General features: G+C 46.2%; 18 protein-coding genes and 1 pseudogene. 5 read left to right on the top strand and 14 right to left on the bottom strand.

Annotated elements, in window-relative coordinates; translation table 11 throughout:
- The first annotated feature begins 229 nt into the window (after positions 1-229).
- Positions 230-562, top strand: coding sequence for a single-stranded DNA-binding protein (locus tag FOT42_RS05515; protein ID WP_108424018.1), 333 nt, complete (start codon positions 230-232; stop codon positions 560-562).
- A gap of 147 nt (positions 563-709) precedes the next feature.
- Positions 710-1,153 (top strand): hypothetical protein, encoded by a 444-nt coding sequence (locus FOT42_RS05510; RefSeq protein WP_151889580.1) that lies wholly within the window; start codon positions 710-712, stop codon positions 1,151-1,153.
- A gap of 69 nt (positions 1,154-1,222) precedes the next feature.
- Here the strand turns inward: FOT42_RS05510 and FOT42_RS05505 are convergent, their stop codons facing one another.
- From FOT42_RS05505 to FOT42_RS05470, 8 genes are all read right to left on the bottom strand, one after another.
- Positions 1,223-2,776, bottom strand: a complete 1,554-nt coding sequence (locus FOT42_RS05505; protein ID WP_151889579.1) for a M20/M25/M40 family metallo-hydrolase — start codon at positions 2,774-2,776, stop codon at positions 1,223-1,225.
- Between the two features lie 329 nt (positions 2,777-3,105).
- Positions 3,106-3,939 (bottom strand): phosphatase PAP2 family protein, encoded by an 834-nt coding sequence (locus FOT42_RS05500; RefSeq protein WP_151889578.1) that lies wholly within the window; start codon positions 3,937-3,939, stop codon positions 3,106-3,108.
- A gap of 30 nt (positions 3,940-3,969) precedes the next feature.
- Entirely contained in the window at positions 3,970-4,872 is a 903-nt protein-coding gene (locus tag FOT42_RS05495; RefSeq protein ID WP_151889577.1) for a histone deacetylase family protein, read from the bottom strand.
- A gap of 11 nt (positions 4,873-4,883) precedes the next feature.
- The gene (locus FOT42_RS05490; RefSeq protein WP_151889576.1) at positions 4,884-7,007 is read right to left on the bottom strand and encodes a Tex family protein; all 2,124 of its coding nucleotides are present in this window, start codon (positions 7,005-7,007) and stop codon (positions 4,884-4,886) included.
- A gap of 91 nt (positions 7,008-7,098) precedes the next feature.
- The gene (locus tag FOT42_RS05485) at positions 7,099-8,547 is read right to left on the bottom strand and encodes a hypothetical protein (protein WP_151889575.1); all 1,449 of its coding nucleotides are present in this window, start codon (positions 8,545-8,547) and stop codon (positions 7,099-7,101) included.
- A 15-nt stretch (positions 8,548-8,562) separates the two neighbouring features.
- Positions 8,563-10,659, bottom strand: a complete 2,097-nt coding sequence (gene metG, locus FOT42_RS05480) for a methionine--tRNA ligase (RefSeq protein WP_151889574.1) — start codon at positions 10,657-10,659, stop codon at positions 8,563-8,565.
- Between the two features lie 141 nt (positions 10,660-10,800).
- On the bottom strand, positions 10,801-12,516 hold the full coding sequence (locus FOT42_RS05475; RefSeq protein ID WP_151889573.1) for a DUF1501 domain-containing protein: 1,716 nt from the start codon (positions 12,514-12,516) through the stop codon (positions 10,801-10,803).
- An 11-nt stretch (positions 12,517-12,527) separates the two neighbouring features.
- The gene (locus FOT42_RS05470) at positions 12,528-14,042 is read right to left on the bottom strand and encodes a DUF1800 domain-containing protein (protein ID WP_151889572.1); all 1,515 of its coding nucleotides are present in this window, start codon (positions 14,040-14,042) and stop codon (positions 12,528-12,530) included.
- A 171-nt stretch (positions 14,043-14,213) separates the two neighbouring features.
- On the opposite strand from FOT42_RS05470, the gene FOT42_RS05465 reads away from it, so the two are divergent.
- The 3 genes from FOT42_RS05465 to FOT42_RS05455 all read left to right on the top strand — a co-directional run bounded on the left by FOT42_RS05465 (position 14,214) and on the right by FOT42_RS05455 (position 17,344).
- Positions 14,214-14,573, top strand: coding sequence for a YraN family protein (locus tag FOT42_RS05465; RefSeq protein ID WP_151889571.1), 360 nt, complete (start codon positions 14,214-14,216; stop codon positions 14,571-14,573).
- Between the two features lie 54 nt (positions 14,574-14,627).
- Complete coding sequence (locus tag FOT42_RS05460) at positions 14,628-15,287, top strand: aspartate kinase (protein ID WP_151889570.1); 660 nt, start codon at positions 14,628-14,630, stop codon at positions 15,285-15,287.
- Positions 15,288-15,361: 74 nt separating this feature from the next.
- Positions 15,362-17,344: a DUF3352 domain-containing protein gene (locus FOT42_RS05455; RefSeq protein ID WP_151889569.1), complete on the top strand. Its 1,983-nt coding sequence runs from the start codon at positions 15,362-15,364 to the stop codon at positions 17,342-17,344.
- On the opposite strand, the gene FOT42_RS05450 is transcribed toward FOT42_RS05455, so the two are convergent.
- The 6 genes and pseudogenes from FOT42_RS05450 to FOT42_RS05430 form a co-directional block, all read right to left on the bottom strand.
- Positions 17,341-17,841, bottom strand: a complete 501-nt coding sequence (locus FOT42_RS05450) for a VOC family protein (protein WP_151889568.1) — start codon at positions 17,839-17,841, stop codon at positions 17,341-17,343. The genes FOT42_RS05455 and FOT42_RS05450 overlap by 4 nt on opposite strands.
- Positions 17,842-17,928: 87 nt before the next feature.
- A complete protein-coding gene (locus FOT42_RS05445) occupies positions 17,929-18,231 on the bottom strand; it encodes a VOC family protein (protein WP_226789809.1) in 303 nt (100 codons plus the stop codon).
- Between the two features lie 42 nt (positions 18,232-18,273).
- Positions 18,274-18,345, bottom strand: a pseudogene (locus FOT42_RS18480) (glyoxalase/bleomycin resistance/extradiol dioxygenase family protein); the annotation flags it as partial.
- Positions 18,346-18,352: 7 nt separating this feature from the next.
- Positions 18,353-18,745, bottom strand: coding sequence for a VOC family protein (locus FOT42_RS05440; RefSeq protein ID WP_151889566.1), 393 nt, complete (start codon positions 18,743-18,745; stop codon positions 18,353-18,355).
- Positions 18,746-18,776: 31 nt separating this feature from the next.
- Positions 18,777-19,202: a VOC family protein gene (locus FOT42_RS05435; protein ID WP_151889565.1), complete on the bottom strand. Its 426-nt coding sequence runs from the start codon at positions 19,200-19,202 to the stop codon at positions 18,777-18,779.
- A 6-nt stretch (positions 19,203-19,208) separates the two neighbouring features.
- Positions 19,209-19,565 (bottom strand): nuclear transport factor 2 family protein, encoded by a 357-nt coding sequence (locus FOT42_RS05430; RefSeq protein ID WP_151889564.1) that lies wholly within the window; start codon positions 19,563-19,565, stop codon positions 19,209-19,211.
- Positions 19,566-19,594 lie beyond the last annotated feature (29 nt).

Genomic DNA, 19,594 nt, shown 5'->3' with positions numbered 1-19,594 from the left:
AAATTTTACACAATTTAATAATAATCCCTTTTGGCAACATATTTGGCACCCATATTGTATATAGGTGCCACATTCTGGGCATCCCTTCTTGCTTCCAATCATTTACATCTGTTTACAAACGAAAGCAAACAATTCAATACCGATTGGCGCATTTTTCTGCTCCTAAGTTTGCCTCGTCGGACAATGAAGTTCGATGGTATTGACTGTTTAACGCTTAAATCACATCAAAATGAATTCACTGAAAAACAAAGTACAGTTGATTGGACACTTGGGCAGCGACCCGGAAATCATCACCCTAGAGAATGGGGGCAAATTGGCCAAGTTTTCCCTGGCCACCAACGAGACCTATAAAAATGCGGAGGGCGAAAAGGTGACGGACACCCAATGGCACAACATCGTGGCCTGGGGCAAAATGGCGGAGATTGCCGAAAATTACCTCGCCAAGGGCAAGGAAATCATGGTGGAGGGCAAACTCATGTCCCGCTCCTACGAAACCAAGGAAGGCGAGAAGAGGTACATCACCGAGATCAAGTGCAACGAGCTCTTGATGTTGGGGAAATAATACGAACCACAACCAAAGAGTGAAGGGGCAATTTTGCCCCTTTTTACATGGTCCCAATTAGGGTAAAACCATTTTTGGTTGTTATAGAACTGAATCCCGACTTATCCCGTATATAAGATAAGGACACGGATCAAAACTTTCTACGCTATGAAACATATCGGATTTTTTATAACGCTTTTGGCCCTGACATTTTCAACCGCAATGTCCGCCCAAGAAAATGGAACGCAGAACACGGAACAGGACAAGGATTCCTATTACGAACAACGGGCCAGGGAAGATGCCGAATACGAACAGGCACTGGCGATGCGCAATGAAGAGGATGAAAAGGATTTTTGGAAAGATCAGGACCAATACGAGAAAGACCTCAGGAAGCGCGATAAAAAAGCCTACAAGGCCTATATGAAAGGAAAGAGGGACGCTTATGCAGAACACGCGACCCATTGCGACAACGAGTGCCATCACAGCGATCACTACCATCGTCAGGCCCAAATGTATTTTACCTATCACGAGTACCACTACCCCCGAAGGAGCACTGTTGTGCAGACCGGGGTCAGGGTGGCCACCCCAAGAGTTGGACTTAGTATCTTTTAGTTTGAATTAGTTGGTTAATAAAAAACGCCCCAATATATTGGGGCGTTTTTGTTTTAGGGTTTAATGGACTTAGTCCAAACCTCCTTTTCGTTCGGGTGAACGGGGAGTTGGCCATTCCAACTGTTCCCCTGTCCGGTTGCTGATGGGAAGTACCGCCTTTGTGCGCGAGGTTTTCTCTGGGTGCTCGCTGGCCATATACGCAAGGATGGCCGTAAGGATGGCGTTGTTCCTCACATCATCAAAAATAATCTTGTCATAGGTGTCACGGTTGGTATGCCAGGTGTAGTTCCAGTAAGACCAGTTCAGTGAACTCAAGCTAAACGCAGGGGCCCCTGCTGCTTGGAACGAGGCATAATCGGAACCGCCTCGTGCGGGTGTGCCCGGGAACGAAGTCTCTATTTCATCCGTGATTTCCTGTGGAACGGGGTTTAGCCATTTGCCCAAATAGTCATAGGCATCCAAGAATCCACCTCCTGAAATGCTCACTACCCTTCCAGTACCGTTATCTTGGTTGAAAAGCGCCTGTACACCGTCCACAATCTCGGGATGGTCTTCCACAAAGGCCCTGGAACCGTTGAGTCCCTGTTCCTCACTGCCCCAATGCCCCACCAAGATGGTGCGCTTGGGATTGGGATAGGCTTTTTTAAGGATGCGCATGGCCTCCATCATCACCAAAGTTCCTGTTCCGTTGTCGGTGGCACCCGTGCCTCCGTCCCAAGAATCAAAGTGGGCGGACAAAATCACATACTCGTCCGGTTTTTCGGAACCTTTGATCTCGGCAATCGTATTGAAAGTGGGCATGGCTCCGAGATCCTTGGACTCGGCCACAATGTGCAACTGTGGTTTTTGTCCGGATTCCACCAATCGGTAGAGCATGCCGTAATCTTCCAATTCCAGATCCAATGTGGGGATGGTCTTGGTGTAGGCACCAAAAATCTTGTTCACCCCAAAACCTTGTGACCAGTAGGAAGCGACAATGCCCGCAGCACCAGCTTCTTCTAACGTACCGGGCAAGGACCGGGTGTTATGGCCCATGTTCCGCATGTTCTCGTTCCAAGCCTTGGTCTGCTCTTCACGCTCTTCTTTCATGCGCGCAAAGGACTTTTCGGTGGCAAATTCCTCCCAGTTGTAATCGGGTCTGCCCGTGGGCTGCATCATGGACACCATGACCAGTTTTCCCTTCACATTGGGCAACCATCGTACAAATTCCATGGAATCCTTCACCATGGGCAATACCACCAACTCGGCAGTGATGCCTTTTTTGGGTGTGGCAGGGCTCCAGGCCAATTGTGTACCGCGAAGGCTCTGTACCCTGGGGGAGACCATATCGATATGCGAAATTCCGCGCTCCCAACCTTTCCATTCGCCCCATTGTTCGTTGCGGGCCGTAATTCCCCAACCGGCATATTTGGCGACAGCCCAATCGTGGGCCTTTTTCATTTGGGGCGTTCCCACCAAGCGGGGCCCGATACCATCCATAAGTTCGTGGCCAAGTGCCTCGAGCTGTGAGTTTTCATTGGCCTCTTTGATGATGGCCTGGACAACGGGATCTTGTTCCTGGGCCAAAAGGAATAGGCTGTTGGCCAGCAGCAATGCAATGAGTAGCGTTATTTTTCGTATCATAGTTGATTTAATTTGTCCTAAAAATAGCACAATAAAAACAAGTTTGGAAATACGAACGGCAAGCTAAAGGGACAAATGGGGAAAAATGGCTAGGCCACCTTTTTCAGAAGGTCGAAGCAAGGGCATTTGGAGCAACGCTTGCTTTCTTTTTTCTTGTATTTCTCACAGCATTTTGACTTTAGATTGCTATGGGAGGACAATTCTTTCAGCAATGCCTTTTTGAGTTTCTTTTTTTCCTTCTTTTTTCCCATGTTGCATATAGAGAAGGCAAAACTAATTATTTTAATTCAATCTAAATAAGAAATTAACACTTAAGTGTTAAGGGTGAATCAGAAGTGAAGGGAGACCCCCATGGTATTGGGTCCAAATGAAAGGTTCCAACTCACTTGTTTCGGATTGTCGTTGTACTTCTCGTCATATTTCGAATCCAAATATCGGTCAATGGATTCCACAATGAATATGCTCAGCACCGTACTGAATGCCACATCGGAGACCCAATGGAAATCATCCATCACCCGCACAAAACCGGGCACCAGACCGATGGCATAAATACCACCCTTTACCCAGGGGTTCTTGAACTGTTTGGCAATGGCATAGGCGTTGCTGAAGGCCAACATGGCATGTCCTGAAGGGAAGGAATCGTAATCATAGATGCGATCCAGATGCAGGGGGTCGAAGGTATCGGAACTCTCCCCGCTTTTGGGTCTGGCCCTACCAATGATGCGTTTGCTCACTTGCTGAAGAAACCCGCCCGCGGTAGCTGATGAAATCAACAAGACCCCGGTCCGCCTCAACTTCTCATTCTTGGTGAACAGTCCCGCCAAATAAACCCCGCCAGTCAGCATGTAGTTGTTCTCAGGACTGCCGTATTCGTGTCCGTAGTCCATCACCACATCGGGAATATCTTGCCTGAAACCGTTTTTCCAGTCGTTCAGTTCATCATCCACGGTAAATAGGAGCAGGGTGCCCGCGGTCAAATAACCAAAGTTGGCCCAATCGTTCCCTTTCCAGTGTACCGGACGGGAATAGGCATAACCCACACCCCCGAACATGTTGCCCACATCGTAGGTGAAATGGTTCCACATATTCTTTTCTTTTACATCTTCTTGGCCAAAAACAGGACAAATCAGTAGGGATACAAATAGGAGAACAGCTGCTTTCATGAGGTTAAATAAAAGGAACAGTCGGTAAAATTACGCATAAATATCCTGCGCCAAACGAAATGTGTTGGCATGGGCCTCCACAATGGTTTTGATATCGGGCGAATACCCACCTCCCATGCTGCATTGAACTGGGATGTTGGCGTCGTGACAGGTTTGGAGCACAAAACAGTCCCGTTCCCGGCAACCTTCCAACGTCATGGCCAAGGTACCCAGTTTGTCGGAAGCCAACACATCCACCCCACAGAGGTAAAAGATGAAATCCGGGCGCACCTTTTCCAGCAGTTCCGGTAAGGTGTTCTTTAAAATGGACAGATACTCTTGGTCAGTAGTATCCTTTTCCAGAGCGATATCCAAATCGGAAGTTTCCTTTTTAAACGGATAATTGCCCTTCCCATGCATGGAAAAGGTAAAAACAGAACGGTCAGTCTGAAAAATCTCCGCAGTCCCGTTACCTTGGTGCACATCCAGATCCACGATCAAGATGTTGTTGGCCAGATGGTTGTCCAAAAGATAACGGGCACCGATGGCCTGGTCGTTCAGCATGCAAAAAGCTTCCCCGCGATTGGAGTAGGCGTGGTGGGTCCCTCCCGCAATGTTCATGGCGATACCGTGTTCCAGAGCAAACTCACACCCTTTGATGGTACCGTCGGCTATGATCCGTTCCCGAGTGACCAATGCATCGCTCAATGGAAAACCGATTTTCCGGACCGCACTTTTGGAAAGTTCCAATCCCATCAAATCCCGAAAATAGATTTCATCGTGCGCAGCCAAAATGTGTTTGTCATCAGGAATGGAGGGTTCAAAGAAATTTTCTTCGGAGCAAGTGCCTTCATGGAGCAATTGCTGGGGCAGCAGCTCATACTTGATCATGGGGAAACGATGCCCTTCTGGTAACGGATGTCTGTAGATGGGGTGATAGGCAATTTTGAGCATTTCAAAAATCCTTATTTGTGCAGGGCCAACTGTATCCGTTTTCGGGGCACATCCACATCCAACACCTTCACGATCACTTGTTGGTGAAGGCTCACATGTTCGTTGACATCCTTTACAAAGGTATCGGACAGATTGGAAATATGGATAAGGCCACTTTCCTTGATCCCAATATCCACAAAACATCCAAAGTTGGTGATGTTGTTCACGATGCCGGGCAGCAATTGCCCTTGCCGAAGGTCTGTGATTTCCCGGATATTCTGGTCAAACGTGAACACCTTGGCTTTTTCCCTCAGGTCCAGACCCGGTTTTTCCAATTCTTTTACAATATCCTCCAAAGTGGGCATCCCGATGGTTTCCGTGCAATAGGATTTCAGGTCGATGCGCTGTAAGGCCGCTTTGTTCCCAACGATTTCCTCAAGCGGGATTTTTTGGTCCTTGGCCATTTTGGCCACCAATTGGTAACTTTCTGGGTGTACCGAGGAATCGTCCAAAGGATTGTCCCCATTTTTGATGCGCAAAAAGCCGGCACTCTGTTCAAAGGCCTTGCCACCCAAACGGGCCACTTTTTTGATCTCTTCCCGGTTCTTGAAAGCCCCATTTTCATTGCGATGGGCCACAATGTTTTCGGCGAGTTTGGGTCCGATGCCCGAAACATAACTGAGCAGGGGAACACTGGCCGTGTTGATGTTGACGCCCACCGCATTCACACAACTTTCCACCACGGTGTCCAAAGACGTTTTCAATTGGGTTTGGTCCACATCGTGCTGGTATTGTCCCACCCCGATGGATTTTGCATCGATCTTCACCAGTTCGGCCAACGGATCGGCCAATCGGCGACCAATGGAAACCGCGCCACGGACTGTGACATCGTAATTGGGAAACTCGTCGCGGGCAATCTTGGAAGCCGAATAGATGGAGGCCCCTGCTTCGCTCACCACAAAAACTTCTAGGGGCTTTTTAAAGGGAATGCGTTTGATCAATTGCTCGGTTTCGCGCGATGCAGTCCCGTTGCCTATGGCAATCGCCTCAATTTTATAGGCATCCACCAAGGAGCTTATTTTTTTGATGGCCCCGTTTCTGTCGTTCTGTGGGGCGTGGGGATAAATGGTTTCGTTGTGCTTCAGATCACCCTGCTCATCCAAACAGACCACTTTACATCCTGTTCGGAACCCAGGGTCGATGGCCAAAATGCGTTTTTCGCCCAAGGGTGCACCCAGGAGCAACTGCTTTAGGTTTTTGGAGAACACCTGAATGGCGGCCAAATCCGCTTTTTCTTTGGCAGTTTTTAAAAGCTCATTGGATAGGGAAGGGAACAACAACCTTTTATAGGCATCGGCGATGGCCATTTGGATGTGTTCGGTACAGGCATTGTTGGATTTGATCAAACGGCGTTCCATATTCTGAAGGGCACGTTCCTCGTCAATTTCGATTTTCACCCGGATGAATCCTTCCTTTTCTGCCCTCATGATGGCCAAAAAACGGTGCGAAGGGCAGCGGTCCAACGGTTCGGTCCAATCAAAATAATCCTGGAATTTTTGGGCCTTCTCATCGTCTTTTTTGGTCTTGATCACTTGGGTGGTGATGATGGCATGTCGCTCCAATTGGTTGCGCAGTTGATTTCGGATATCGGTGCGCTCGTTGATCCATTCAGCGATAATGTGGCGGGCGCCTTCCAAGGCTTCATCCTCATTTTGGACTTCCTTGTTGAGGTATTTGGAGGCAATGAACTCGATTTCATCCGCGTTTTGCGCCATGATGATCTTCGCCAAGGGTTCCAGACCATTTTTACGAGCGGTCTCCGCTTTGGTCTTTTTGCTCTTCTTGAAAGGCAAATACAGGTCTTCCAAGCTGGTCAGGTCCATGCAGCTCAAAAATTTGGCCTTGAGGTCCGAGGTGAGGGCTCCCTGTTCTTCCACGGCCTTGATGATGGCCGCCTTTCTTTTTTCAAGGGCCTCGAACTGGGTTTTGTACTGCACAATGGCGCCGATCTGGACTTCATCCAAATTCCCAGTGCGTTCCTTTCGGTATCGGGAAATAAAGGGAATGGTACAATCCTCGTTCAAAAGGGCCACGGTATTCTCCACACTTTTTTCCGATAAATGAGTGTGTTGAACGATATAGGGAATGAGTTGCATTTTCTTTTTTTGTAAAGTAGGTTTTTTTAAAAGGTAAGAGTATATTGATCAAGTCATTTTACTCTCAATACCATCAATTTCAATTCAAACTTTAGAATTTGAAAAGGGTGTATTGATTGAGTTTTTTGTTATAAACTCCCCAGATATAGGAATCATTCAACTTAAAAACAGTTTCCGCGTCCTTTTTGGGAAACGTATCAGCGGATTCTGTAATAATATCAAATACATTTTTGGGGATATCACCTGATTTATGGTTAAAATCCTGATCAAACAAACATTCAATACGTGTTGCCTTTGTGGAATTGTAGCTTCCATAGGCATAAAAAGTTGGGTTGAAAGTAACAGTAAATCCAACAATGGCCCCCATCGGCATTCCAAAACCAGGCATCATCATAGGAGCGCCCCCTCTTACCATTTCTTTCTTGGAGCCCATGGTAATGACATAGTCATTGTTTGACTTTACAACAGCGACGCCAATATCTTCTTTACTGAGTCTTCTCAGAAATTTGCTGCTCTTTTCCATCTCCCTATAATCTTTGTATGTGCCACCTTCTTGAATTATTGGGGTGTTTTTGAAAATGATCTCTTCATCTTTTTTTACTTGGAGGTTCTTCAGTTCTTTACCAGTTTCGAGGGATTTTATTGAAAAGACCATTTCTTCATCGGATGAGGAGATAAGATAAATCTTATCGTCCAAAATGAAGGAATTGGAATTGACCATTGGGGCCGAAATGGAGGGTTTTTCAATAGTGGAAAGTGTGTAGTTCAATTCTTCAGTGGAAACATCAATGATATAAGTGAGCGTTTGAGTGTCAATGGTCAATTTAAACCCATGCTTTTCAGGATACATCTTCAAAATTTCGCTAGTGGTCTCAATGGAATTAGGGGAATGGGAATCAATCTTGTCAATTTTAAATGAATTGAAATTTCCAAATCTTGTTTCTGAACCTCCCGTAGCCATAATTGTATAAAGATGTTGGACAGCTCCCTGATTATCATAAAATGACTCTTTCGACAAGTCCAAAGACTGCTTCGTATACTCACTACCTTCTTCAAAGACATAAAAATTCAGAATACTGGATTCCTTGTTTATGGTCACCAGATGAAATTTGGAGGCATCACTATAACCTCCTACGTAAACCTCATTTTTGAGTTTGAAATCATAAAGGGTTTCTTCTGTGGACTTATTTTCAAAATTGAAGAGAATACTTCCAAAAGTTTTATCCTTCCTATCTTTTAAGAATAAGCGGATTTCTTTTCCATTCACAGAATAGCCTATAATTTGCTCGTATTTTTTTGCGAGACCCTCTGAAGCAAATTCACCAATCAAATCAAGTGCAGCGGAATATAAAAATCCATAGATATTATTGTCATCGTCCAAGAAAATCGCAAAATTTCCAGTTGCTTCATCTACAACAGGAAATGCAGTGTGTACTTTTCTGGTTCCCTCTTTGAAATTGTTGTTTATTTCAAGAAATTTTTCTTGCGATATGATGATCTGCGATAGTAAAAGGATAAAAAGTAAGATTGGTCTTTTCATGGTTTGTATGATTGGTTAGTTTATACTTGTTCCATTCCCGACCCCATCCTCATCTGGATTCATAAAAACGAGTTTGCCCTCTTGGTTTTCGGTCATCAAGATCATGCCCTCGCTTTCCACACCACGTAGTTTTCGAGGGGCCAAGTTTACGAGAACGGTCACTTTTTTACCGATGATTTCTTCGGGCTGAAAGCTTTCGGCAATTCCGGAAACAATGGTTCGGGTATCGAGACCAGTATCGATTTTCAATACCAAGAGTTTGTCGGCCTTTGGCATTTTTTCCGCTTCCAAAATGGTGCCTACCCGCATGTCCAATTTCGCAAAATCGTCGTAGGCAATGGTCTCTTTTTGAGGTGTGATTTCTTTTTTCATGGATTCTGTGCTAGCCGTAGTCGAAGCATTGGATTTTTTGGTTGCTTCCAGTTTGTCCAATTGTTTTTGGATTTCCTCATCCTCGATTTTTCGGAAGAGCAGTTCACTTGGATTGAGTTGATGTCCGGCTGGAAGTAAGATATCTTCAGAGGCAATGTTGTCCCAATTGGTCTCGACTGCGCTCGACCTGACATTTAGAATTCCCTTCAATTTTTCCGACGTAAATGGCAAGAAAGGCTCACTTAAAACCGCCAATCCCGTGGCAATCTGAAGCGCCACGTACATAATGGTGTTTACCCGCTCCTCATCCGTTTTGATGAGTTTCCAAGGCTCTTCGTCGGCCAAATATTTATTGCCCAATCGTGCCAGGTTCATCAATTCCTGACTGCCTTCACGGAAACGGTAACGCTCCAAGGAGTTGGACAGGATTTCAGGAAAACCTTTCAGGGCCTCCAAAGTCTCTTTGTCCACTTCTGAAAAAGCACCGGGGGTGGGGACCACTCCGTTGTAATATTTTTGGGTGAGCACGGCAACCCGGTTCACGAAATTGCCAAAAATGGCCACCAGTTCGTTGTTGTTGCGTGCCTGGAAATCCTTCCAAGTAAAATCGTTGTCCTTGGTCTCAGGCGCATTGGCGGTCAAGGCATAGCGGAGCACATCCTGCATGTCTGGGAATTCTTCCAAATACTCGTGCAACCAAACGGCCCAATTCTTTGAGGTGGACAGCTTGTTGCCCTCCAAATTCAAAAACTCGTTGGCGGGCACGTTTTCGGGCAAAATGAAATCACCGTGGGCCTTCAGCATGCTGGGGAACACAATGCAGTGGAACACAATGTTGTCCTTGCCGATAAAGTGCACCAATTTGGTGCTTTGGTCCATCCAGTAGGGTTTCCAGTCCTTGCCTTCCCGTTCGGCCCATTCCTTGGTGGACGAAATATACCCAATGGGTGCATCGAACCACACATAAAGTACCTTCCCTTCACCGCCTTTCACGGGTACCGGGATGCCCCAATCGAGGTCACGGGTCACGGCACGGGGTTTTAGACCATCATCAATCCACGATTTGCACTGGCCATACACATTGGGTTTCCAATCGGCCTTGTGGCCCACCAAAATCCATTCCTTTAAAAATTCCTCATACCTGTCCAAAGGCAAAAACCAGTGTTTTGTGGTTTTCAGAATGGGAACTGCACCGGTTATGGTCGACTTTGGATTGATGAGATCGGTGGCATTCAGGGAAGAGCCGCAGCGCTCACATTGGTCACCGTAGGCCTCTTCGTTACCACATTTGGGGCAGGTACCGATTACAAATCGGTCCGCGAGGAATTGTTTGGCCTCATCGTCGTACAATTGTTCGGTCTCCTCTTCTATAAAGTCGCCCTGATCGTACATTTTTTGGAAAAAATCGGAAGCCGTTTTATGATGAACTTCAGCAGAGGTCCTGGAATAGTTGTCAAAGGAAATCCCAAAATCCGCGAAGGACTTTTTGATGATCCCGTGGTATTTGTCAATGATTTCCTTGGGGGTAACGCCCTCCTTCTTGGCCTTCATCGGGATGGCCACCCCATGTTCGTCGCTACCGCAAATGAACGCCACATCGCTGCCCTTGAGCCTTAAATAACGTGAATAGATGTCCGCGGGAACATAAACGCCGGCCAAATGCCCAATGTGAATGGGGCCGTTGGTGTATGGGAGTGCCGCTGTGATGGTATATCTTGATGGAGACGTGCTTTGAGCCATGAAAAAATCAAATTAGGCCCCAAAAATACTGATTTTAACGGGATCGGTCATAAAAAAGGAAACCCCCGAAGATGCGACCCAATTTGGGGTGTGGGGTACATCATCGAGGGAATCCCGAAATAAATGATATGGTTAGGTTTCTTAGGAAATCATAACTGATTTACTCATTTTTTTACCTCCGACCGAAATCCTATAAATATATTTTCCTGTGGAAAGGCTGTCCCGCATGCGTTCACGGATGTTGATCTCCATGGGGCCTTCCGGCATGATTTGATTCAAAAGTGTGCCGACCCGTTGTCCCAAAATATTGAACAGCTCGATATCCACATGTGCCGAAACGGGCATTTCCAAATGGATATGGGGCGCGCTGGAATTTGGGTAGTAGGGCGAGTGTACAATGCCGTCCAAAATGTCCGGGCTTGGATTGTTCGGATCTTGTCCGGGAGGGGTCTCCGGCAAGATGGGCGGATCGTTGTCCATGGCAATGTCCTCCAAGGTCTCCCCACTACAGTTAAAGCCGAGGTCTATGGCCCGGTATGGATGACCTAAAAGGTGCTGTTCCACGGAAGCCCTGGGCACACAGAGCCATTCGGCCAAAACGGTGCCGTAAAGGTCCCTAAAATCCATGGTGTACTCCAGATTGCCCCTATTGTTCGGTTCGTCAAGGGAGGGGTGTTCGCCCACAAAGGCACTTCCGCTCAATCCCGATCCGAAGAACAGGGTTGGGGCGGCCTTGCCGTGATCGGTACCGTTGGATCCGTTTTCAAAGATCCTACGGCCAAATTCGGAAAAAGTCATGCTCAATACCTTGTCGTCCTGTTGGGTGAAGGCGATATCCTCGTAAAAATTGTTGATGGCAATGGACAGATTGGACATCAATCGCTCGTGGACCAAAGGCTGGTTGCCATGGGTATCGAATCCGCCCATGGAGATCATATAGACCTTGGTTCCCAAATTTCCTTTGATCAATCGAGCCAAAAGGGCCAATTGTCTGGCAAAGCCATTGTCCTGATATTCCACTTGGTTCTGCCCGCGCATGTATGCCTCATGGATTGTCCCTGCATATTCGTAGGTGGTATTGGCCACCCCTCGAAGGAAGCGGAGCTGGTCACCATACATACAGTTGTCAAAAGGAGTTTCAGCATCAACATCATAAAAAAGTCCCGTCTGTGCAATCTGTTCCAACTGGTCCACATTGTTGGTCACAAAGGCATAGTTGGTTTCCTCACCTTGGAAGACCAAGTTGGCCAAGTTCCCGATTTGGATAGCTGCAGGGGCCGGAGGTGGAGTGATGAGGTAATCAGGGTAGAGTTCTTCAAAATGCCTGCCCATCCAACCTGTGTTTTCACCGGAAAATCCAGTGGTGGTGAGGTCGGTGTTGGCAAAAATGTCAGATCCCGTAAAGTGGGAAAGGCTTTGGTTCTGATAGCCTACGCCATGCACTGCTTTGAACTGCCCATCGCCCCAAAGGGATTCCAGGGCACTCATATAGGTGGGCACGCCAAAATCGTCGGTAAGTTTCAGCACCTTGCTCTCAGGGATATAGATATTGGGCCTGGCATTGGCATAAGTGTCATATTGTTGGATGGGAATCACGGTGCTGAGACCGTCATTTCCACCTGATAATCTAATCAATATCAGAATATTGTCCGTTTCAGCTGCTGCAATGGCCGCTGTCAATGGTGATGGGGCGGAGGCCGAGATCAAGTGGCTGCCGAGGAACATGGAACCCGAACCGGCTATACCTAGAGCCTGTATGAACGAGCGTCTGCTCCATTTGGTATGCTCCAGATCATGGCCGTCATGTTCAAGACCTTTGTATGGAGATGTATCGTGGGTATGGTGGGTATCGCACATGGGTGTTGGGGTTATTTAAGTTGAAATTCAGGCTCTCTGGATAAATGTCGCAACAGAATATATATCTGTGTGGGAGATTCTTCGGCAAATTGAAGCATCCATTGTCCTGTCCCTCCCGGATAATAATCAGGGGAATAATAATCCTCAGGGACATCGTCAATCTTGAAGGCATCCATGGCTCTATCAAAATCAGCATCCGTCAAAAGGCCCTTTGGGGTAAACTTATTCACCAAAGCCCTCACTACGATTTCGGGATTACTTGTGTTACTGTCCGCAGGTCCTACGGCATCCATGGCCAAATTTCTGAACTGTTCCGGGTCGTTTTGAAAGAAACGCTCCAAAAATACTTCGGTGGTCAACCAACGACCGATCATAAAATTGGTGTTGATCCATTGTCGGTCACGTTGCCAGCCTTCCACTTCCGGTGGATTGAAGAGTTCTTGACCAATCAGCGATGCAGAATCGATCATGTTCAACACCGTGGTGTCGTCATAGGAGAAACTGGTTTCTTTCAACAGGTTGAAATACAGGTCAAAAGGACTCTTTATGATGACACCAATGGCGGTTTCATCAAAAAAATGTTGGCTTTTTAAAAGTTGGCGGATCACCGGGGCTATTTCAAAACCGCTGGAGATAAAGGTCTGTGCCATCCCATCGATGATCTGTGGGGCAATGCCATTGCCTTCCTCGTCCGTTGAATCCGGGTGCACAAAAAACTCATACAGTTTCTTGCAGATGAACCAAGCCGTTTCATTGGCCCTTTCATTGAAAAGGATATTGATCACATCATCATAACCCCAATTCCCGGTCTGCCCAAAGATGGTCTTGTTGTCGGTGTTGAATTCGGCAGGGTCAAAAGTGACCTGGGTACAGCCTTCTTCGCCTCTTTCGGTATATCCCGAAAGTGCTTTGGCCGTCTCGATTATATCCTGCTCGGTATAATTGTTCCCTTCGCCCATGGTAAAAAGTTCATAGAGCTCACGGGCATAGTTTTCATTGGGGTTGTTTCCCCGGTTTCTGGCACCGTCCAAATAATACAGCATGGCACTGGTAAGGCCCACCTCACTGGTCAGTGTCTTGAAATTGCCCAACGCATTTCGCTGGAGGCAATTGATGTAATAGTATAGGAACTGGTTACAATTATAGACTTCCAATTGGGTCACGAAGTGGTTGCTCCAGAAAAAGCTCATCCGGTCCAACAGGTTGTTGTACAAAAGGGCATTCCCATAAGAGGTGGAATATTCCCTTAGCTGTGTCCTGCGCATCTGTCCGGCCTGCTCGTCGTCGGCAGGATAATTGGCATCGGTCCAATCCGCCCATTCGGGTGGAGGGATCAACGTAGCGGCGATGGCCTGGTCCACAAGATTGTCCACGAGGGAAATGGCTGATTGCCCGATTCCGGCATTTACGGTCTGCACGGAAGCGCTGAAACCGAGCCTGCGGTACAAATGGGCTACGCGAACCTCATCCAATGGGGTATTATAGGGCGCCAAAGTTGAGGTATTGCAATTGACGAAGTACTCCATAGCAATGTTTGGGGTTATTTTAGTACATAGTTCGGGGTCAACTATATGTTTATGCTAATGTTGGGTGTGGTTCAATTGAGCCGACAAATTACAATGATAACGCTAGTTTGTCCTTGAACTACCAATTTTTTCGATGAACTGCACACTTTTTTTTGATATTTTTCCAGCCATATGGAATCTAGCAGTGATTTTGGAAATTTGGGGGAGCAGAAAGCCGAGGAATTTCTGCATGGAAAAGGGTATACCATCCTTGAGCGGAATTACCGATACCTTAAGGGAGAGATAGACATCATTGCAAGAGCAGGGGATACCTTGGCCATTGTGGAGGTAAAGTCAAGAAACAAGGGCTTTTTGGAGGATATTGCGGATACAGTCAACGCTAAAAAAGTAAAACTTTTGATCATGGCGGCCGACCACTACGTACAGGAAAATGACCTCGATGTGGAGGTCAGGTTCGACGTGATTACGGTGATCAAAGCAGGCAACGAGTTCCACTTGGAGCATCTCGAAAATGCATTTTATCATTTTTAACCATTTGTTTGTTTTGTAACAATATGTTATTTTTGTTCAAAACCAGCCTTAGAAATGAAAACTATATCCGCCGTAGTTGAGCACTACATCAAGAAAAAACCGTTTTTGCAAACCGCATTGGCACAGGGTATTATCAACCTTACATCGCTTTCAAGACAAATAAAGCCCGAAATTGCCGACGAACTGGGCAAGGATGTAAAGGATGGTGCCATAGTGATGGCGCTCAAGCGGCTTTCTGATGACCTGGAGTTCAGGGCCACCCACAAAATTGTAAAGGTGCTGAAGAACATCGGTGAGATCACCGTGCGGTCCAACCTCTCCGACTATACCTTTTTGGCCTCGGACACCATCTTGCAACAGCAGGCCAAATTGCTCGAGGAGGTGAACGTGAACCAGGATGTGTTCTACACCTCTTCCCGCGGAGTGAACGAGATCAACATCGTGATCAGCAACATCATGGACAAAGTGGTAGAAAAGTATTTCAAGCACGAACGCTGTACCCAAAAGGCGGAGGGTCTGTCGTCCATCACCGTAAAGCTGCCCGCCGAGAACGTCTCCGTGCCCGGCATCTATTACTTTATCTTCCAGCGCTTGGCATGGGAGGGAATCGTGCTCTACGAGGTGATTTCCACGACCAATGAATTTACCATTGTTGTGAACGATGAGCAAGTGGATGTGGCCTTCAAGACCATCAAAGATCTTAAATTGCTATAAAAGAAGCACTCTTTTCTGTGGTCTAAACTAAAATGCGGACTCTTTCGTTTTAGAAGGAGACACTTTTCAGTAGAATGACCAAAAAAAGGATTCTTTACGGTTTTTTGGCCCTTTTTGCGCTCTATCTGTGCTATTTGGCCTATATTTTTCTGCTCTCCCCCAAGACCAATCTACAATCCATCTACCTGATTCCCAAGGATGCTGTTTTCATTGTGGAATCGGAACAGCCCGTGGAGAGCTGGAAAAAGGTGAGCGAGAGCGATGCTTGGCACCACTTGGTGAAGAACGATTACTTTGCGGATTTGACCGAGAACATCCAAAAAGTGGACACGGTCTTTAACAATAACCACAAATTGTTCGAGTTTTTTGATGGCCGTTCGCTGTTCATCTCCGTCCACATGATCTCGCCCAAGGATTATGGTATTTTTTATGTGCTCGACCTGAAGCGCATCGCAAAGCTGCAACTGCTGAAGACCTACCTGAACACCTTGCTGAATGATGATTATGTGATGAGCAAGCGCATGTACCACAACCATGAAATCTTGGAGGTGCACGATCGCGAGAGCAAGGAAACCATGTACCTGGCTTTTATCAAGAACCAATTGGTAGCCTCTTACACGCATACTTTGGTGGAAGCCTCCATAGACCAATATCAAGAACCGGTGTTGGGCAGGAACCTCAATTTTATTGAGGTCAACCAAAAGGTGGGGCATGAGGACCTGTTTCGGATGTATGTCCAGTACCATTATTTTGATGACTATGTAAAACGGTTTACCGACACCCCATCGGATTGGGTGCGACGGGTGAGTGAGAATTTTTTGTTTTCCGGCTTTTACTTCGACTTGGATAAAAACAGTACCCTTACGGCGAATGGGTTCACCAACATCAGCGGGACCAACGAGTACTATTTGGAGGCCCTTCAAAAGTCGGGAACTGCCGAACGTACCATACCCACCATTGTGCCCAAACGTACCGCGCTTTACATCAGCTATGGGTTCGATAGCTTTTCCGAGTTCTACAAAAATTTTGAAAAGGTACAGCAGAACGACCCCCAGCAGTTTGAAAGCTACCAGAATGGCATCGAAAAAGTGGAAAAATTCCTCAAGATCGATGTGAAGGAGAACTTTGTGAACTGGATCGATGATGAGATAGCTGTATTACAGATCCAGTCGCGAATTTCCAAAGGAAAAAATGATATGGCACTGGTGCTCAAGGCCAATGATGCAGAAAAGGCCAGGACAAATCTTGACTTTGTACTGGAGCAGATCCGAAGAAAGACGCCTGTCAAGTTCAAAGCTGTTGACTATAAGGGATATAAGATCAATTTTCTTTCCATCAAAGGTTTTTTCAAGATGTTGCTGGGCGGAAGGTTCGATGAGTTTGACAAGCCTTATTTTACACAGATCGATGAGTTTGTGATCTTCAGTGACAACCCCAACACGCTCAAAAGTATCATCGATGACGCTTTGGAAGGGGAGACCCTGGCCACTTCAAAGGAGTTCCGTGATTTTGATGAAAAGTTTGAATCGGAATCCACCGTGTTCGTGTACAGCAATGTGCCCCTGTTTTTTGACAATATGTATGCATTGGCCGATGCAGACACCAAACAAAAAATGCGTAAGAACAAGGATTTCATCATCTGCTTTCCCCAGTTTGGCCTGCAATTGACCCCCGAGGACGACCTGTTCGAAAGTAGGTTGGTGATCAATTATCAAGATGTGCAGGAGGTGAAAAAGAATGCACAGTTTGAAGAAAAGGTCCAAATTCCAAATTCCAAATCCCAAAGTGACGATCCGGTCGAAATCACGGATGCCGTTTTTGACCTAAGGCCCATTTATCCCACAGATCTCAATGCAGACACCTTTAGCGTAAAATTTGCCAATGGGACCATCAAGTTTGAGGTGGAATTGAAGGATGGACTCAAGCACGGACGCTATACCGAATACTATCCAAATGGCACTGAAAAAATGACGGGCCGTTTCCGAAAGGACCAGCAGGTGGGCACTTGGCGATATTACGACAAGCAGGGGAAACTGGTCATCAAAAAACGATTCTAGGACTTCAGTTCTTCCAAAAGATTGTTGAGGTCAAGCGGTCGGGTGTACATTTCCAACGAACCATCTTCTTTCTGTGGCCAATCCGCTTTGGGGCGGTCCCAGTAGAGTTCCACGCCGTTCCCATCGGGATCATCAAGGTACAGGGCCTCGGAAACGCCATGGTCGGCGGCACCCGTCAAGTCATATTTTGCTTCCAACAATCGGTTCAGGATGGTGGCCAAGTCTTTTCGTGTGGGGTATAAAATCGCTGTATGGAAAAGTCCGGTCGTGTTCTTGGGTGCTGGCGGACCATTTTTGCTGTACCAAGTGTTCAGCCCGATATGGTGATGGTAACCACCCGCCGAAATGAAGGCAGCTTGGTCGCCGTAGGTTGTGGTGACCTCAAAGCCCAACAACCCACAATAAAAATCAAGTGAGCGTTGCAAATCGGCAACCTTGAGATGCACATGGCCGATTTTGGTCTGGGGAGGAGCAATATATTCAGGAGTTTTGTCCATGGTTTGCATATTGAAATACAAAGGTAGTTATTGGAGCTGTTCCACAGACAATCGTTTATTTCAAGGAAGACCAAAAAGAGGCTTTTCCTATTTGTTATTTTTAGATTCAAGGAACTTTTCCATATCCAAATGGATGATACTCCACGAATGGCCATCTGGGTCTTCCATGGTTCTGATTTTCATAAAACCTTCATCACGAAGTGGAATGGGTTCATTTCCACCGGCATGAATGCCTTTTTCAACCATACGGTTCAGTACTTCCATGCTATCCACAGGCAATGTAAAGGAAGCGGTTATGTTGTTTTTAGGGTTTGCAATGGACTTGTTGCTCCCGGAATTAAAAAATGAAATGGATTGCAGCATCACATAAATAGTGTCTCCCCACTTCATGCATTTTTGGTTTTCACCCGTAAACAATGCATGTTCAGAAAATCCCAGTTCCCGATAAAAAGTTTGGGATGCACCAAGGTCCTTTATGGGTAGGTTTATAAAGATTTGCTTCATGTGTGTTCTACGCCAAGGAATGAAGACCAAACATATTTCCTTCGGTGTCGGTTGCAAGGGCTATAAAGCCATATTCCCCTATGGAAAATTTAGATTTGAACACTTTTCCCCCAGCTTTTTCAATTCTGGCTTCCTCAATACTGCAATCCCCACTGCCAAAATAGACCAAGGTGCTGTTGCCTCCGGCGGCAAAACCTTCCATTTTGCAGAGTGCGCCGCCAGCACCAAAATTGTTCATCTCGTTCGGAAAGAACTTCATGGCCAGTCCTTCTTCATTGGAGGGCATGGGAAGGTCATCAAATTTGATGTCGAGAACGGTTTCGTAGAACTTTTGTGCGCGGGCCATATCGTTCACATAAATTTCAAACCACACAACGGGATTGGGTTTTTTGTTTTCCATGTTTTAATGTTTTTGGTTTATTGTGTAAATTTTACTTCGGTAATTTGGACATATCCATGTGCAGCATTCCCCAACGGTGCCCATCCAGGTCGATAAACCCCATAACATACATCCAACCTTCCACTTCCGATGGTGCTGCATATACGGTTCCGCCAGCATTCTTGACGATTTTGGCAAATTCATCCACATATTCCTTGGTAGGAGCGTCAATGTTCAGATAAGCTTCGGTTCCTTTGGAAGTATCTGCAATGGGGTTTCCGGCGAAATGCGCAAAACGTTCTTCGGGAAAGAGCATCAAGACCGTTTTGGTTTCATCAAGATAAAAACCGGCGTATTCATCATTTTTAGGTTGATTTTCGGTCTCTTGAAAGCCGAGCTTATTGAAGAATTCCTTTGATTTTTTTACATCTTTTACAGGAAGATTGATCCAAAAGGTCTTTACTTTATTCGTCTTCATACTAGTCTACTTGATTTTTATTACATACGATTTCATTTCCTTGATCTTGGGGTTTTTAAACCCGCTTAAGGTATACACATCGCAAAAAGCATAATCGGCCGGATTCCCGTTTTTGTCCTGGGCCTTGATAATGCCATTCACCGCAGCAGTGTTTCCGTGGGTAATGATTTTATCGAGTTCCATGCCACATTCGGACTGCACCATGGACTCAATTTCTTTTTTGAATTCCTCCAAACCATGAACGGTTTTACCGCCAAACATGGTCCATTGTATATCCTGGGTCACGCTTTCAGCAATAAATTGGGTGTCTGCTTTGGCGAAAGCCTCATTGAATTTCTTCAAAAACTTGCCCTTTTCTGTCATGGTTATCAATTATTTACTGTTGTTCAAAT

It is taken from the genome of Flagellimonas hadalis (genome assembly GCF_007785775.2).
In the GTDB taxonomy this organism is placed as follows: domain Bacteria; phylum Bacteroidota; class Bacteroidia; order Flavobacteriales; family Flavobacteriaceae; genus Flagellimonas; species Flagellimonas hadalis.
Note: the sequence above shows the minus strand (reverse complement) of the source record. Positions and strands in the feature narration are given on the sequence as shown.

Bases quoted from the DNA above. Each gene is read 5' to 3' on its own strand.
- FOT42_RS05445 (WP_226789809.1), bottom strand. From the start codon at position 18,231: ATGAAGTGGGGAGACACTATTTATGTGATGCTGCAATCCATTTCATTT.
- FOT42_RS05460 (WP_151889570.1), top strand. From the start codon at position 14,628: ATGAAAACTATATCCGCCGTAGTTGAGCACTACATCAAGAAAAAACCG.
- FOT42_RS05450 (WP_151889568.1), bottom strand. From the start codon at position 17,841: ATGGACAAAACTCCTGAATATATTGCTCCTCCCCAGACCAAAATCGGC.
- FOT42_RS05490 (WP_151889576.1), bottom strand. From the start codon at position 7,007: ATGCAACTCATTCCCTATATCGTTCAACACACTCATTTATCGGAAAAA.
- FOT42_RS05475 (WP_151889573.1), bottom strand. From the start codon at position 12,516: ATGTGCGATACCCACCATACCCACGATACATCTCCATACAAAGGTCTT.
- metG (WP_151889574.1), bottom strand. From the start codon at position 10,659: ATGGCTCAAAGCACGTCTCCATCAAGATATACCATCACAGCGGCACTC.
- FOT42_RS05435 (WP_151889565.1), bottom strand. From the start codon at position 19,202: ATGAAGACGAATAAAGTAAAGACCTTTTGGATCAATCTTCCTGTAAAA.
- FOT42_RS05495 (WP_151889577.1), bottom strand. From the start codon at position 4,872: ATGCTCAAAATTGCCTATCACCCCATCTACAGACATCCGTTACCAGAA.
- FOT42_RS05500 (WP_151889578.1), bottom strand. From the start codon at position 3,939: ATGAAAGCAGCTGTTCTCCTATTTGTATCCCTACTGATTTGTCCTGTT.
- FOT42_RS05510 (WP_151889580.1), top strand. From the start codon at position 710: ATGAAACATATCGGATTTTTTATAACGCTTTTGGCCCTGACATTTTCA.
- FOT42_RS05485 (WP_151889575.1), bottom strand. From the start codon at position 8,547: ATGAAAAGACCAATCTTACTTTTTATCCTTTTACTATCGCAGATCATC.
- FOT42_RS05430 (WP_151889564.1), bottom strand. From the start codon at position 19,565: ATGACAGAAAAGGGCAAGTTTTTGAAGAAATTCAATGAGGCTTTCGCC.
- FOT42_RS05505 (WP_151889579.1), bottom strand. From the start codon at position 2,776: ATGATACGAAAAATAACGCTACTCATTGCATTGCTGCTGGCCAACAGC.
- FOT42_RS05455 (WP_151889569.1), top strand. From the start codon at position 15,362: ATGACCAAAAAAAGGATTCTTTACGGTTTTTTGGCCCTTTTTGCGCTC.
- FOT42_RS05440 (WP_151889566.1), bottom strand. From the start codon at position 18,745: ATGGAAAACAAAAAACCCAATCCCGTTGTGTGGTTTGAAATTTATGTG.
- FOT42_RS05515 (WP_108424018.1), top strand. From the start codon at position 230: ATGAATTCACTGAAAAACAAAGTACAGTTGATTGGACACTTGGGCAGC.
- FOT42_RS05465 (WP_151889571.1), top strand. From the start codon at position 14,214: ATGGAATCTAGCAGTGATTTTGGAAATTTGGGGGAGCAGAAAGCCGAG.
- FOT42_RS05470 (WP_151889572.1), bottom strand. From the start codon at position 14,042: ATGGAGTACTTCGTCAATTGCAATACCTCAACTTTGGCGCCCTATAAT.